This window comes from Flavobacterium sp. W21_SRS_FM3 (assembly GCF_052113625.1).
GTDB lineage: Bacteria > Bacteroidota > Bacteroidia > Flavobacteriales > Flavobacteriaceae > Flavobacterium.
Genome location: NZ_JBGQOD010000001.1, coordinates 531513 through 546117, shown reverse-complemented (window position 1 = coordinate 546117; position 14605 = coordinate 531513). Strand labels below are relative to the sequence as shown.

The 14605-nt window shown below is 33.7% G+C and carries 16 protein-coding genes; 12 read left to right on the top strand and 4 right to left on the bottom strand.

What is annotated here, in order from left to right:
* Positions 1-11: 11 nt before the first annotated feature.
* A complete protein-coding gene (locus ACEN2K_RS02480; protein ID WP_441757727.1) occupies positions 12-737 on the bottom strand; it encodes a polyprenol monophosphomannose synthase in 726 nt (241 codons plus the stop codon).
* A 105-nt stretch (positions 738-842) separates the two neighbouring features.
* Here ACEN2K_RS02480 and ACEN2K_RS02475 point away from each other — a divergent pair, with 105 nt between their 5' ends.
* The 3 genes from ACEN2K_RS02475 to ACEN2K_RS02465 all read left to right on the top strand — a co-directional run bounded on the left by ACEN2K_RS02475 (position 843) and on the right by ACEN2K_RS02465 (position 2907).
* Positions 843-1514: a DUF4271 domain-containing protein gene (locus ACEN2K_RS02475; RefSeq protein ID WP_441757726.1), complete on the top strand. Its 672-nt coding sequence runs from the start codon at positions 843-845 to the stop codon at positions 1512-1514.
* Between the two features lie 13 nt (positions 1515-1527).
* Positions 1528-2277: a uroporphyrinogen-III synthase gene (locus ACEN2K_RS02470; protein WP_441757725.1), complete on the top strand. Its 750-nt coding sequence runs from the start codon at positions 1528-1530 to the stop codon at positions 2275-2277.
* Positions 2278-2436: 159 nt separating this feature from the next.
* Positions 2437-2907 carry an Lrp/AsnC family transcriptional regulator gene (locus ACEN2K_RS02465; RefSeq protein WP_441757724.1) on the top strand — a complete coding sequence of 157 codons (471 nt, stop codon included), beginning with the start codon at positions 2437-2439 and terminating at the stop codon, positions 2905-2907.
* An 88-nt stretch (positions 2908-2995) separates the two neighbouring features.
* On the opposite strand, the gene ACEN2K_RS02460 is transcribed toward ACEN2K_RS02465, so the two are convergent.
* On the bottom strand, positions 2996-3688 hold the full coding sequence (locus ACEN2K_RS02460; RefSeq protein ID WP_441757723.1) for a zinc metallopeptidase: 693 nt from the start codon (positions 3686-3688) through the stop codon (positions 2996-2998).
* A gap of 162 nt (positions 3689-3850) precedes the next feature.
* Positions 3851-6733 (bottom strand): leucine--tRNA ligase, encoded by a 2883-nt coding sequence (gene leuS, locus ACEN2K_RS02455; RefSeq protein WP_441757722.1) that lies wholly within the window; start codon positions 6731-6733, stop codon positions 3851-3853.
* A 161-nt stretch (positions 6734-6894) separates the two neighbouring features.
* Between leuS and ACEN2K_RS02450 the strand changes: the two genes are divergently transcribed.
* The 4 genes from ACEN2K_RS02450 (at position 6895) to truB (ending at position 9554) form a co-directional block, all read left to right on the top strand.
* Complete coding sequence (locus ACEN2K_RS02450) at positions 6895-7770, top strand: cell division protein FtsX (RefSeq protein ID WP_441757721.1); 876 nt, start codon at positions 6895-6897, stop codon at positions 7768-7770.
* Positions 7771-7833: 63 nt separating this feature from the next.
* Complete coding sequence (locus tag ACEN2K_RS02445; RefSeq protein WP_441757720.1) at positions 7834-8076, top strand: DUF3098 domain-containing protein; 243 nt, start codon at positions 7834-7836, stop codon at positions 8074-8076.
* Positions 8077-8862 carry an undecaprenyl-diphosphate phosphatase gene (locus ACEN2K_RS02440; protein ID WP_441757719.1) on the top strand — a complete coding sequence of 262 codons (786 nt, stop codon included), beginning with the start codon at positions 8077-8079 and terminating at the stop codon, positions 8860-8862. It begins immediately after the preceding gene.
* Positions 8862-9554, top strand: a complete 693-nt coding sequence (gene truB, locus ACEN2K_RS02435; RefSeq protein ID WP_441757718.1) for a tRNA pseudouridine(55) synthase TruB — start codon at positions 8862-8864, stop codon at positions 9552-9554. Before ACEN2K_RS02440 ends, truB begins: the two co-directional genes overlap by 1 nt.
* Positions 9555-10093: 539 nt before the next feature.
* Here truB and ACEN2K_RS02430 read toward each other — a convergent pair.
* Positions 10094-10717, bottom strand: coding sequence for a thioredoxin family protein (locus tag ACEN2K_RS02430; protein WP_441757717.1), 624 nt, complete (start codon positions 10715-10717; stop codon positions 10094-10096).
* A gap of 109 nt (positions 10718-10826) precedes the next feature.
* Between ACEN2K_RS02430 and ACEN2K_RS02425 the strand changes: the two genes are divergently transcribed.
* The 5 genes from ACEN2K_RS02425 to ACEN2K_RS02405 all read left to right on the top strand — a co-directional run bounded on the left by ACEN2K_RS02425 (position 10827) and on the right by ACEN2K_RS02405 (position 14566).
* A complete protein-coding gene (locus ACEN2K_RS02425) occupies positions 10827-11606 on the top strand; it encodes a patatin-like phospholipase family protein (RefSeq protein ID WP_441757716.1) in 780 nt (259 codons plus the stop codon).
* Between the two features lie 68 nt (positions 11607-11674).
* Positions 11675-12382 carry a UMP kinase gene (pyrH, locus tag ACEN2K_RS02420; protein ID WP_441757715.1) on the top strand — a complete coding sequence of 236 codons (708 nt, stop codon included), beginning with the start codon at positions 11675-11677 and terminating at the stop codon, positions 12380-12382.
* 76 nt (positions 12383-12458) lie between these two features.
* Entirely contained in the window at positions 12459-13022 is a 564-nt protein-coding gene (gene frr / locus ACEN2K_RS02415) for a ribosome recycling factor (protein WP_441757714.1), read from the top strand.
* Between the two features lie 780 nt (positions 13023-13802).
* Entirely contained in the window at positions 13803-14018 is a 216-nt protein-coding gene (locus ACEN2K_RS02410; RefSeq protein ID WP_441757713.1) for a hypothetical protein, read from the top strand.
* Between the two features lie 71 nt (positions 14019-14089).
* Positions 14090-14566, top strand: a complete 477-nt coding sequence (locus ACEN2K_RS02405) for a SprT-like domain-containing protein (RefSeq protein ID WP_441757712.1) — start codon at positions 14090-14092, stop codon at positions 14564-14566.
* Positions 14567-14605 lie beyond the last annotated feature (39 nt).

Below are 14605 nucleotides of genomic sequence, written 5' to 3'. Positions count from 1 at the left end.
GTATTCTTTTCTTATAATCTGTTAACTAATTTTTTTAATCGTAGTGCTATTACACCAAAAACGGCTTCTCTAATAATGGAGTTACTCATCTTAGATTCTCCTTTTGTTCTATCTGTAAAAATTATGGGCACTTCAACAATATTGAATTTCTTACAAAATGTTCTGTACTTCATTTCAATTTGAAAGGCATAACCAACAAATTTTATTTTATCAAGATTAATATCTTCTAATACCCGCCTCTTATAACAAACAAATCCTGCTGTTGCATCATGAATTTCCATACCAGTGATTAACCTAACATATACCGAAGCAAAGTAAGACATCAACACGCGATTCAACGGCCAGTTTACTACGTTTACACCAGTAACATAGCGAGAACCAATGGCTAAATCAGCATCGCCAAAATGACAGGCATGATACAATTTTTCTAAATCAGTGGGGTTGTGAGAAAAATCAGCATCCATTTCAAATATAAAATCATACTTATGCGCTAGAGCCCACTTAAATCCATGAACATAGGCTGTACCTAATCCCGATTTTTGTTTTCTATTTTCAATAAATAAACGGCCTTCAAATTCCTTCTGCAAAAGAGCCACCTTATCCGCAGTGCGGTCTGGAGAATTATCATCGACAATAAGAATATGAAAAGGCTTGTGTTGCGAAAGCACCGATCGAATAATGCTTTCTATATTTTCAATTTCGTTATAGGTAGGAATTATAACAATACAATCGTTCATATTTCTTCTAATTTCACCGCAAAAGTAACCTTTTTATGGCATTTCATTCATAATAAATTTATAATAAAAACGATTGATATAAAAAATTACTAATTTTGCGTCGCTATGATTGAACATGTACTTCATCCCAGAATAACCGAAAATAACGATTGGGCAACCATTCTATTTGTATTGTCATTCGCTTTAATTGCTTTCACGAAGTCAGTTCATGAGAACCGCTTTGGCGATTTTATGAATTTACTCTTTTCTGATAAGTATGCCACCGTTTACCGCGATAGTAACAATTTAAAAAGTACGTTCACCGTTTCTTTGTTCGTAGTACAAGTGATTTCATTTGCTTTTTTAGCACAACTCACATTAAGTCTATTTGGTTACGCTACAAAGACTGACTGGCTATTATACATCCAAATTAGCACTTTTTTAATCTTTTTCATCTTAGCCAAATACCTGATAGAAAAAATTATTGCTACAGCTTTTAATATAGAAGAATTTATGGAGCAATTTAATTTGCAAAAAGTAAATTATAGAACCTATATAGGACTATTCATACTACCAATTAATATTATTTTATTTTATTACGACACATTTTCAAGAAATATTCCCATCATAATCATTGCTATAATACTATTAGTTAACGCATTAGTGTATTTGATTTCAATAAAAAAATATCAAAATCTAATATTCGGTAAGTTGTTTTATTTTATTTTATATCTTTGCACTCTCGAAATAGCTCCTTATTTTTTCATGTATTATTGGCTAACAAAAGGGAGCGCTTAGAAAAAGTTAAAATATGAAAGTGAAAACAATTTTGGTGTCACAACCCGAGCCTAAAGTAGAAAATTCTCCTTATTTTGAGCTCCAACAAAAGCATAAAGTTAAAATTGATTTCAGACCTTTTATTCATATAGAAGGGGTTAGTGCTAAAGAGATTAGACTTCAAAAAATCGATCTTAATCATTATACGGCAATTATTTTGACTAGTAGAAATGCTGTAGATCATTTCTTTAGAGTGGCTGATGAAATGCGTTTCAAAGTACCTGAAGGGCTAAAATATTTTTGTCAATCAGAAGCAGTAGCCTTTTATTTACAAAAATACGTGGTTTATAGAAAACGTAAAATTTATGTAGGTCCAAAAGATTTTGCTGACTTGTCTCCGCTTATCAAAAAATACAAAGACGAGAAGTTTCTTTTACCTGCTTCAGATCAATTAAATGCTGATGCGCCTACAACGCTTAATGCATTAAAAGTAGACTGGACTCCTGCTGTTTTTTACAAGACAGTAATGAGCGATCTATCCGACTTAGCAGATGTTTATTATGATATATTGGCCTTTTTTAGTCCAACAGGAATTAAGTCATTACTTAAAAACTTTCCTGATTTTCAACAAAACAATACAAGAATTGCTGTTTTTGGTAGCACCACTCAAAAAGAAGCATTAGATAGTGGATTAAGAATCGACATTCTTGCCCCTACTCCTGATACTCCTTCTATGACGATGGCATTAGAAAAATACATTATTGAAATGAACAAAGGAAAATAATCTCCTTTGACATACCATAAAAAAAAGCTGCGTTTATCGCAGCTTTTTTTATTTTAAACAATAAATAAAAATAGGGTTTTATCCATAGTTTTCCTTTTTTAATTAAATTTGATTTCTAATTATAACTAAAATTGGTTTTTTAGTTTTAATAATCAAGTCATGAAAATAAATTCACTAGTTGCAGAAATAGATGGTATAGACAAAGAAATCCTTCGTGATCTGATGAGCGATGCTAGAAAACCAATCCTGCAAATCGCAAATAAAATCGGAATATCAGGGGCAGCCATTCACCAAAGACTAAGAAAACTAGAACAGTCAGGAGTAATCTCTGGATCCAAGTTTGAAGTCAACCACAAGGTTCTTGGATACAACACTATGGCTTTTGTGGGCGTCTATCTTGACAAAGCTGCTCGCAACCTCGAAGCAGTAAAAGAATTAAGAAAAATACCAGAAGTACTTGAATGCCACTACACCACAGGAAACTGGTCAATATTGATAAAAATCATTTGTAGGGACAACGAACATTTGATGAATTTACTAAACACTAAAATACAGGCCATTGAAGGAGTTTCAAGAACAGAAACTTTTATCTCACTAGACCAACAAATTAATAGACAGATTCAGCTGTAATTTAGCAGATTTATTTTAATCAAAATAAAAATCCCAAATCTTAGCAAAAACTTAGATTTGGGATTTTTCCTATTTCATGAGTAACACTTTAATCTCTTCTACTTCCACCGCCCATATAAATGGAAACATAGTATAACAAAGTAGCAATAGAACCTAAAGCCGCCACAACATATGTTCTTGCAGCCCATTTTAATGCATCCTTTGCACCAGCATGTTCTTGTTGTGTAAGCATGCGTTTGTTTTCTAACCAAGCCAAAGCACGATTACTAGCATCATACTCTACAGGCAAAGTAACTACTGAAAATACCGTCGTTGCTGCAAATAATATGATTCCAAAAAGCAACAGCTGCGGAAAACTATTTATTAATAATATCCCTCCCAGTAAAATCCACTGCATATAAGTAGAAGCTACATTAACAAAGGGAACCAGCTTAGAACGCATCGTAAGCCATTGGTAACCCACTGCATGTTGCACAGCGTGTCCACATTCATGAGCCGCTACTGCTGCCGCTGCCGCATTACGCTGGTTATACACCGCCTCACTTAAGTTTACCGTTTTATTCACAGGATTGTAGTGATCTGTCAATTGCCCAGCCACTGATATCACGCGTACATCACGAATACCGTTGTCTGCTAGCATTTTTTCAGCAATCTCAGCACCACTCATCTGATTTTGTAAATGTAATTTAGAATATTGTTCAAATTTGCTTTTTAGTCTTGAACTTACTAACCAGCTAAAAAGCATAATTGCTCCTGCAAGAATTAAATAACCCATTCCCATATATATCGTTTTTTAGTTTTTATAAAGTTACTAATGAAATAGCAAAATCTGCACCAATTTTATAAAATGTCAATTTGGCATCCCATAAATTGCCACAAATAAAAAATCCAAACCCCACATAATGTGAAGTTTGGATTTTTAAATAGTATGTATTCCTATTGCTTAGCCAACCAAATTAATAATTTTACCAGGAACAATAATCACCTTATTAGGCGTTCTTCCTTCTAATTGTTTGATCGTTCTTTCATCTTTCATTATGATTTCCTGAATTTGCTCTTTGGTTAAATCCAAAGGCAACTTAATAGTGAAACGCATTTTTCCGTTAAAGGAAACTGGGTATTCTTTTTCAGATTCTACTAAATGTTTGGGTTCGAATGCTGGAAAAGGGACCGTTGCGATCGAACCTGTATTACCCAACAGACTCCATAATTCTTCAGCGATATGCGGCGCATAAGGCGAAATCACAATTGCCAGCGGCTCTAAAATAGCACGAGAATGACAATTTTGAGTAGATAACTCATTCACACAGATCATAAATTGCGAAACCGAAGTATTGAAAGAGAAATTCTCAATATCATCTGCTACTTTCTTAATTGTTTTGTGTAAGGTTTTTAAGTTGTCTTTTGTAGGTGCCTCATCAGTCACAATCATGTTGTGCTCATCAAAATACAAACGACATAGTTTTTTCAAGAATCCAAACACTCCCGAAATACCTGCTGTATTCCAAGGTTTCGCCTGCTCTAATGGTCCTAAGAACATTTCGTACAAACGCAAAGTATCTGCTCCGTACTCATTACAAATATCATCTGGAGTTACTACATTGTATTTCGACTTAGACATTTTCTCTACTTCGCGACCTACTATGTATTTTCCGTTTTCATCTAAAATGAATTCAGCGTCTTTATAATCTTCTCTCCATGCTTTGAATTTTTCAACATCTAACTCATCTGATGAATTAACCATTGAAACATCTGCGTGGATTGGTTGCACATTTTGTCCTTCTATTTTGTTTTTAGAAATAAATCTATTAGTTCCTTCAACTCGATAAACAAAAGCACTTGTTCCCAAAATCATTCCCTGATTGATCAGCTTTTTGAAGGGTTCTTCGGTAGGTGCAAAACCTTTGTCTTTTAAAAATTTATTCCAAAAACGAGAGTACAATAAATGACCCGTTGCGTGCTCACTACCACCAATGTACAAATCTACAGATTCCCAATATTTCAAGGCTTCAGCCGAAGCGAATTCAGTTTCATTATTAGCATCCATGTAACGCATCCAGTACCAAGATGAACCCGCCCAACCTGGCATGGTGTTCAACTCTAAAGGAAAAATCGTTGTATGATCTACTAAATCCGTATTGACCACTTTATTTGTTGTTGTATCCCAAGCCCAAACTGCAGCGTTCCCTAAAGGAGGCAAACCATCTTCGGTAGGTAAGTACTTTTCTACTTCTGGTAAAATGATTGGTAAATGTTGCGCATCAATCATTTGTGGCAATCCATTTACATAATATACTGGAAAAGGCTCTCCCCAATAACGCTGACGAGAAAACACCGCATCACGCAAACGATAATTGATTTTTCCGAAACCTTGGTTTAATTTTTCTAATGCTTCAATTACTTTCTTAGTTCCTTCTTTATACCCTAAACCTGTCAAGAAATCAGAATCTACTAATTGAAAACCCTCTTTTGCACCAAAAGCCGCCTCTGAAATATCTTTATCGAAAATATTTTTAATGTCTAGCATGCCGCTTTGTCCTTTAAAGAAATTCGCGAAAGCGTAATCACGCTCATCACCACATGGAACCGCCATAACAGCACCAGTTCCATATCCTGCCAGTACATAATCCCCTATCCAAACCGGAATAGGCTCTTTAGTAAAAGGATGTTCTGCATAGGCACCAGTAAACACTCCCGAAATGGTTTTTACATCGGCCATACGTTCTCTTTCAGAACGTTTAGATGATGCTAAAATATACTCATTAACTTTATCTGCATATTCTGGAGTTGTAATTTCTTGAACTAAAGGGTGCTCTGGTGCTAATGTCATAAACGTTACCCCAAAGATTGTATCAGGACGTGTCGTGAAAACATCTATATATCTTTGCTCACTTTCGGCTTTTGACTTTTGACTTTCGACTTTAAAAGAAACCATTGCTCCTATAGACTTTCCAATCCAGTTTCTTTGACTTTCTTTGATGCTTTCGCTCCAATCAATATCATTTAGTCCTTGCAACAAACGCTCAGCATAAGCTGAAATACGCATGCTCCATTGTGTCATTTTTTTACGAACCACGGTGAATCCACCACGTTCTGAAACTCCATTTACAATTTCGTCATTAGCCAAAACAGTTCCTAATCCTGGACACCAGTTTACTTCTGTTTCTGCTAGGTACGTCAATCGGTACTGTAACAAGATTTTCTCTTGAGTTTCTTTTGCGAAAGCATTCCATTCGGCAGCAGTGAAAGGCACAATGTCATCATCGCAAACCGCCTTGACATTAGCATTTCCTTCTTTTTCGAATATTGCTATTAAAGTCGAAATATCTTCGGCTTTGTCGCTGTTTTTATTATACCAAGAGTTGAACAATTGAATAAAAATCCATTGTGTATGCTTATAATAATCAGGATTTGAAGTTCGTACTTCTCTACTCCAATCAAATGAAAAACCTATTTTATCTAATTGTTTACGGTAACCCGCAATTTTATTTCCTTCTTTATCTGAACCTCCATCGATGTTTACACGTGTAGTGTCCTCTGGACGCTGCCCTGTTTGAATAGCATATTGCTCAGCTGGCAAACCAAAACTATCATAACCCATGGGATGCAAAACATTAAAGCCTTGATGTCTTTTATATCTTGAGTACACATCAGAAGCGATGTACCCCAGCGGATGCCCCACATGAAGTCCAGCTCCTGATGGATAAGGAAACATGTCTAGAACATAATGTTTGGGTTTTTCAGAATTATTTGAAGCGGCAAAAGTTTGATTTTCTGCCCAATATTGCTGCCATTTGGCCTCTATTTCGTTCGGATTGTATTTCATTTAGGTGACAAAGTTACAAAGTGACAAAGTTTCTAAGCCTTTCACTCCTGAATTATAAAGCGACAAATTTACGTTTATTGTACGAAAGTTGAAACTTTGGACGTTATTAACTTTAAATAAAGAAATTCTTTATTATTTTTACCCCATAATTAAAGTAAACTATGAGTTCTTCATTTGATAAATTTCAAAAACGCAGATTAATTTCTTCTTATTTTTCAGTAGTACTAAGTGTATTCTTGGTTTTATTTCTGTTGGGAATATTAGGATTGTTCATTATAAACTCTCAAAAATTAGCAAATGATTTTAAAGAGAAAATTGCCATGACGGTATTTTTTAAAAATGAAGCTAACGACAGTATCTTAAAATCTTTTGGAGCTGAATTAAAAAAAGCACCCTATGCTAAATCTACTGTTTATGTAACTAAAGAGCAGGCAGCAAAACAACATACTGATATTATTGGTGAAGATTTCATGACGTTTTTAGGCGAAAATCCATTGCAAAACTCTTTTGACATCCACTTAAAAGCCGATTATGTAGAGAAAGACAGCATTGCCAAAATCGAGACTAAACTGCGTCAAAACCCAATGATTTCTGACATAGTTTATGACAAACAACTGGTTAACTTGGTAAATGACAATATTAAAAAAGTAAGTATGTGGATTTTAATAATCAGCGGATTCTTAACTTTCATCGCCGTTTTATTAATCAACAGTTCGCTACGTTTATCGATACATTCAAACCGTTTTATTATAAAAACGATGCAAATGGTAGGTGCAACCAAATCATTTATTAGAAAACCATTTGTAATGCGCAGCATTAAACTAGGAATTCTAGGTGCCGTATTAGCAATAATAGCACTTATTGGTGTCTTGTTTTATGTCGAAACAAAATTCCCTGACCTAGGCATATTAGACAATAAAGCGCTTATTGGTTTTGTTCTTTTAGGTGTTTTTGGAATTGGAGTTTTAATAACTTGGTTGAGCACTCATTTTGCAACGCAACGTTTTTTGAATTTAAGAACAGACGATTTATATTAATTTACAGCTTAATAAAATAGCTTAATTCAGCATTTGTAAGATGTTGAAACAAATTCAGCCGCAATGAAAAACGAAGACCACAAGCAACAATTTCTTTTCGAAAATATCAATTACAAAATTCTTCTTATAGGAATTGGTGTGATTGTCCTTGGATTTATATTAATGTCAGGCGGAGGAAGTGATGATCCCAATGTTTTTAGCGAAGACATCTTTAACTTCAGAAGAATTAGATTAGCTCCAACAACCGTTTTAATTGGTTTCGGAATTACAATTTATGCCATATTAAAAAATCCAAAAAAAGGATAAATGAATACACTACAAGCTATTGTTCTTGCTATTATTGAAGGAATTACTGAATTTTTACCCGTTTCCTCGACAGGACATATGATTATCGCTTCTTCCTTTTTTGGAATTGTTCAAGATGATTTTACCAAACTATTTACAATTGTAATTCAATTAGGAGCCATACTTTCGGTAGTGGTTTTGTACTTCAAACGTTTCTTTCAAACATTTGATTTTTACTTTAAATTATTAGTGGCTTTTATCCCTGCTGTGGTTTTAGGCTTACTATTTAGCGACAAGATCGATGAACTTCTTGAAAGTCCCGTAACTGTAGCCATTTCTCTTTTAGTAGGTGGAATCATTTTATTAAAGGTCGATGACTGGTTCAACAATTCAGAAGAAACAGAAATCACCTATAGCAAAGCTCTTAAAATTGGTTTTTTCCAATGTTTAGCAATGGTTCCTGGAGTTTCACGCTCTGGAGCAAGCATTGTAGGAGGTATGTCTCAAAAGTTAGCGCGCACCTCTGCAGCTGAATTTTCGTTTTTCCTTGCCGTTCCTACGATGTTAGGAGCAACTGCAAAGAAATGTTATGATTACTACAAAGACGGTTTTGTACTAACCGATGAGCAAATTAACTTATTAATCATTGGAAACATAATTGCTTTTATAGTAGCATTGTTAGCTATTAAAAGCTTTATTGATTTTTTGAGTAAAAAAGGATTTAAGATTTTTGGTTACTATCGTATTGCAGCGGGAATTATATTACTGATTATCCATTATTTCATTCATCCTCTGACAATTATTTAATGACTCCAGAAGACTACTTAAACGGACAAATATTATTAATAGACAAACCTTTGAAATGGAGTTCCTTTCAAGCGGTGAATAAATTAAAATACGCTTTAATTAATAAATTAGGTCTTCCAAAGAAATTTAAAATTGGTCATGCAGGAACTTTAGATCCATTAGCAACTGGTCTATTATTAGTATGTACTGGAAAATTTACCAAAAGAATTTCAGAACTTCAAGGACAAGCTAAAGAATACACCGGAACTTTCTTTATTGGAGCTACAACCCCTTCTTATGATTTAGAAACCGAAGTAGACGAGTCATTCCCAACAGATCATATTGATGATGCCTTGATTCACGAAACTGTAAAACAGTTTTTAGGAGAAATTGATCAAAAACCACCTATCTTTTCAGCTATTAAAAAAGATGGTGTTCGTTTATACGAGCACGCTCGAGCTGGAGAAACAGTAGAAATCGCCAGTAGAAGAACAACGATACACGAATTTGAAATTACCCGGATAGCCCTTCCTGAAATTGACTTTAGAGTAGTGTGTAGTAAAGGTACGTACATCCGGTCTTTAGCTTATGATTTTGGTAAAGCCATGCAGTCTGGATCACACCTTACAGCCTTAAGAAGAACAAAAATTGGGGACTATAATGTGTTAGACGCAACAGATGTGACGCTATTTGAAGAGGGCTTAACACAATAAAAAACACAGCAGCAGTATAATTATACAACTAATGTGTTTCTTATTGAGAATAAATTGCTTCCCAAAAATATATTGGCGACTTGAATTAATTACATTATATAATTAATAATGTATTACTTCTTCACCTCCGAATAACATTTTCGATAAATAATCATAAAATTTTTCAAATAACTTTTTCATAAGGATGTTTTTTAAATTGTGATACAATAGTTAAACACCATTAAAAAGTAAATCAAATAGTAGACTTGGTTAGCAGTCAGCAATATACAACATTTTTAATTTCAAAACAAATTTAGTTTTAACAGTCAAATACTTCCTTTTTTGAATGATAAAACTAAATGCTATATCGTTACAATCCTCTTGTATTCAAACCATTTTTAAAATTTACAATACAAATATTTAAAAATTAGATAAGAAGCAGTAGTCATCGAAGACTTTTAATCACTCTTCAATTTATAACCATAACATCTCCATGCTACAATCATATACACTATATTAACCAAACAGAAATTAATAATGTAGTCTAAGGATTTAAAAAATTAGCTTGTAATTATGTCTTTGTCTAGATCAAGCATCATATCAATAATTTCTAACTGAGTAGTCAAACCTTTATCATGCAAATACCATAATTGCAAATCTGTTTTCGCTTTTTCATCAAGAACTCCGTGTTCTTTCTTATAATTAGCAATTAAATCAGCGGCGCCTTTAGGTCTAGGTCCCCAATGGGCTAGTGCACCACTTGTTTCTTTATTGATAACAATCAGTTTGGGAATAGATTTAGCTTTATTCGTCAAAAACAAATTCATTAATTCCTCATTTTCATCGCGTAAAACGATTTTCATTTCAATTTTACCATCAGATTCAGTCACCATTTTATCGAATATGGGCAACAATTGTGCAGCGTCACCGCACCATCCTTCTGAAATAACTAACCAGATATATTCTCCATTTAATTCCTTTAGTTTAGCAGCTATTTCCTCAGGAACAACTAAAGTTTTTTCTAAGCGATTCATACGCGTATCGTTTAAACTACTGTAATGCGTCAATTCTTTTGACTGCACATCACCTGTAGATTTTTCGATACGAAGTAAATCTGACACTAATTTTCTATATTCTGAATACGAATGGCTATTGAAGAGCGCTTTGGCTATTGAAATTTTCATAGTTAATTGTTATTTAAGGTAAAGTTAGCGAAATAGTTTTTTTAAATTGCTGTTATATCACTTACACATAATCAAAAAGTGTAATTTTATAACATTCAAATACACACAAATGGATTTAAATACAAAATCAATTGGCTTAGTCTTATCAGGGGGCGGAACCAAAGGATTAGCACATGCAGGTGCCATTAAATTTTTAGAAGAAAAAAACATTAGACCTAGTAGAATAGCAGGTACCAGCTCTGGATCAATTGTAGGAGCCTTGTACGCTTGGGGTAAAACTCCAGAAGAAATATTAGATTTCTTTAAATCAATTTACTTATTTCACTGGAGGCATTTTACCTTTAGAAAAGCAGGTTTAATTGACTCTGAATCATTCAAAATGCATTTTCACTCCATTTTTGAAGAAGCTACATTAAGCGATTTAAAAATTCCTATTCAAATCACAGCTACTGATATGGTGCGTGGTCGCTTGAAAATATTTGAACCCGATACTAAAATAATAGATGCTATCTTAGCCTCCTCGGCATTTCCAGGAATTATATCGCCATTTGAAATTAACGGAGAACCCTTTAGTGATGGTGGAATTTTAAACCACTTCCCCACAGATGTTTTGCAAGGACAATGTGACACTATTATTGGCGTTTATGTGAGTCCAATACAAAAAATTGAAGCCAAAGATTTGAATTCTATTCGATCCGTTACTACCCGAGCCTTTGATATTTTATCAGCAAACTCCAACCTGCAAAAATTCAATATTTGTGACTGGGTAATAGAACCCAAAGAGTTAAGCCCGTTCAGTACTTTTGAAATGAATAAAATAAAAATGGAAACTATTTTTAAGATTGGATATGATGCCGCTAAAAAATCATATGAAAAACTAAATTTATAAAAATCAGGCGACACTATTTCAAAAAAAAAGAATATGACTATATTTGCACAAATCAACTCAACATACACATGAAATATAAAAGAATTCTTCTGAAATTAAGTGGCGAAGCTTTAATGGGCGAAAGACAGTACGGTATTGACCCTGTTAGATTAGCCGAGTATGCCGAAGAAATCAAAAAGATTCACGACAAAGGGGTAGAAATCGCCATTGTTATAGGTGGAGGAAATATATTTAGAGGAGTTGCAGGAGCCAGCAATGGTATGGATAGAGTGCAAGGCGATTATATGGGAATGCTTGCAACGGTTATTAACGGAATGGCCTTACAAGGTGCATTAGAAGACAAAGGAATGTTGACCCGTTTGCAAACTGCTTTAAAAATTGAAGCAATTGCTGAGCCTTATATTAAAAGAAGAGCAGTACGCCACCTTGAAAAAGGAAGAATTGTAATTTTTGGTGCAGGAACCGGAAATCCTTATTTTACAACAGATACTGCAGCTGTGTTGCGTGGTGTAGAAATTGATGCTGATGTAATTTTGAAAGGCACACGTGTTGACGGAGTATATGACTCCGATCCTGAAAAAAATGCTTCTGCTTTAAAATTTGACCGTATTTCGTTTGAAGATGTCCTTAAAAAAGGATTGAATGTAATGGATACAACTGCTTTTACATTAAGTCAAGAGAACAAACTTCCCATCGTTATTTTTGATATGAACAAGCAAGGAAATCTTGAAAAAATCTGTGAAGGAGAAAACATAGGAACCGTAGTAAATATATAGTTAACTTTATTTAGGCTTCAGTTAATTTTAAAGCTGAATACTTAAACAGAGTTTCCCAACAATAAATAAGATAAAAATGACCGAAGAAATTGAATTTATATTAGACAGTACTCAAGAATCAATGTCAGGTTCTATTGCGCACTTAGAAAAAGAATTTTTAAATATTCGTGCAGGGAAAGCCTCTCCAGCTATGCTAGGAAGTGTTTTTGTGGACTATTACGGATCTTCAACGCCTTTATCTCAAGTAGCAAAAATAAGTGTGCCAGATGCCCGCACCATAACGTTGCAGCCTTTTGAAAAAAACATGCTGCAAACTATTGAAAAAGCGATCATGATTGCTAACATAGGATTCAACCCAATGAACAATGGTGATTTAATTATCATTAGCGTACCGCCTTTGACAGAAGATAGAAGACGTGATTTAGCAAAACAAGCTAAAGTAGAAGCTGAAGATGCTAAAATAGGTATTAGAAACGCTCGTAAAGATGCTAATACGGAAATCAAAAAATTAGAAAAAGACGGAACATCAGAAGACATCTGTAAAAGTGCTGAAGATGAAGTTCAAAATTTAACGAACAGCTTTATCAAAAAAGTAGACGAACTCCTTGTGACAAAAGAAGCCGAAATAATGAAAGTGTAAGCTTACACATTTCTTAATATACTAAAGCCGAAATTATCAAAAGATAATCTTCGGCTTTATTTTTTATAACACTAATCTAATTACCAATCAATATAAATTTATATAAAAAAACCGTTAATTAAAATATAATTTCTACATTTATATTTTCAATTAACTTAAATACAATTGTATTTGAAAACTCCAAAAATTCTACTTTCTTCTTGTTTATTCAATGTGATTCTACAGAAATCCTGATGGAGCCTACCAAGAAGCCTTATATCAGCACGGAGAAGATAAGTATCAACAATATTCTTAAAACAATTCATAATTGAACCACAGCATAGGAAAAGGAAACTTTTAAATCTAAATTCAAGAAAGCCTGATTGAAAAAAATTGTAAAAAAACAGAAACCTAGTTCACCAAAATAGTCAAAGGAAACGAATACACAACCTATCTTTTGCTGGTCAACAGCTATTTTGAAAAAAACTATTTTTTGTATTATGTAATTAATGAAAGAGACAGTATAGAAAAGGTCGGCTACATAAAATACATTCCCGACACGCCCATTAATTCATTTAATGAAAAAACATTTTCAGGAAAAATAAAAATACTCAAAAATTAAACAAAAGACAAGATCTGAGAGTAGATTCTTAAACGGTCAACATTACAAAAAAACTGAATCTACTACAGCAAAAACAGTAGAGTATTATACTACTACAATCACCTACATAAATCATAATTGTACTAACGGTGGTGATCACAGCTTGGGCGAGACAAGCGAGGTCGGGGTCGGGGTTAACGATGCATACATACTACGAATTTATAGGATTCGATCAAGATTGCCACTCTAGTAGCTACGACAACAGCGGGCCAGTCCCAAGTGAATTCATAAACACCTCTGATGGTTTAGGCGGTGGTGCTAATGCAGATTATGAATTATTTGCATTGGAACAACTTTTAAATCCTGAACAAAAAATATGGCGGGATAATCCATTAAATGATGCTAATAAAAACTAATTATAACATATTTAAAACTAAACCCTACAGATGAAACCAAAGGAAGTGGTTCTCAAATTATATCACAAATAATGTACGATAAGACTCGTGAAAAATTTGACATACTTGCCTCATTGTATTCTCCAAGGAACATAATTACTTCAACTATTGACACAACAACTACAGAGGGAAAGAAATTTAATGAAATCTATACAGAGTTGCTAAATGCTCCTGAATTTAAGAAATTTTTTATAGATTTGTTTAAAGACAACAATCGTTTTAATGTCAAATTTGAAATTGGAACAATTACAAATGGAGCAAATGCTAATACAAATACCGATCTGCCTAATCCTACTTTAAATTTAATTACAATAAGCCCTGCCTTTTTGAAAAGTGCAAACAAAATGGAAATAGCCAAAACCATTCTGCATGAGTGTATTCATGCCTACCTGAATGTAAAACTTTGTGATGGTGATCAAGGGATAAGCATTTCTAACTTAAATAATTTGGATCTATATAATCTTATAAATGAAAAACACAACTGCTTTAATGGAAATCAAGACCAATAAGACCAACATAATTTTATTTATAATTTTATGTTACCTACA

Bases quoted from the DNA above. Each gene is read 5' to 3' on its own strand.
- ACEN2K_RS02425 (WP_441757716.1), top strand. From the start codon at position 10,827: ATGGATTTAAATACAAAATCAATTGGCTTAGTCTTATCAGGGGGCGGA.
- ACEN2K_RS02465 (WP_441757724.1), top strand. From the start codon at position 2,437: ATGAAAATAAATTCACTAGTTGCAGAAATAGATGGTATAGACAAAGAA.
- ACEN2K_RS02440 (WP_441757719.1), top strand. From the start codon at position 8,077: ATGAATACACTACAAGCTATTGTTCTTGCTATTATTGAAGGAATTACT.
- leuS (WP_441757722.1), bottom strand. From the start codon at position 6,733: ATGAAATACAATCCGAACGAAATAGAGGCCAAATGGCAGCAATATTGG.
- ACEN2K_RS02475 (WP_441757726.1), top strand. From the start codon at position 843: ATGATTGAACATGTACTTCATCCCAGAATAACCGAAAATAACGATTGG.
- ACEN2K_RS02480 (WP_441757727.1), bottom strand. From the start codon at position 737: ATGAACGATTGTATTGTTATAATTCCTACCTATAACGAAATTGAAAAT.
- ACEN2K_RS02405 (WP_441757712.1), top strand. From the start codon at position 14,090: ATGTACGATAAGACTCGTGAAAAATTTGACATACTTGCCTCATTGTAT.
- pyrH (WP_441757715.1), top strand. From the start codon at position 11,675: ATGAAATATAAAAGAATTCTTCTGAAATTAAGTGGCGAAGCTTTAATG.
- ACEN2K_RS02460 (WP_441757723.1), bottom strand. From the start codon at position 3,688: ATGGGAATGGGTTATTTAATTCTTGCAGGAGCAATTATGCTTTTTAGC.
- ACEN2K_RS02410 (WP_441757713.1), top strand. From the start codon at position 13,803: ATGCATACATACTACGAATTTATAGGATTCGATCAAGATTGCCACTCT.
- ACEN2K_RS02470 (WP_441757725.1), top strand. From the start codon at position 1,528: ATGAAAGTGAAAACAATTTTGGTGTCACAACCCGAGCCTAAAGTAGAA.
- truB (WP_441757718.1), top strand. From the start codon at position 8,862: ATGACTCCAGAAGACTACTTAAACGGACAAATATTATTAATAGACAAA.
- ACEN2K_RS02450 (WP_441757721.1), top strand. From the start codon at position 6,895: ATGAGTTCTTCATTTGATAAATTTCAAAAACGCAGATTAATTTCTTCT.
- ACEN2K_RS02445 (WP_441757720.1), top strand. From the start codon at position 7,834: ATGAAAAACGAAGACCACAAGCAACAATTTCTTTTCGAAAATATCAAT.
- frr (WP_441757714.1), top strand. From the start codon at position 12,459: ATGACCGAAGAAATTGAATTTATATTAGACAGTACTCAAGAATCAATG.
- ACEN2K_RS02430 (WP_441757717.1), bottom strand. From the start codon at position 10,717: ATGAAAATTTCAATAGCCAAAGCGCTCTTCAATAGCCATTCGTATTCA.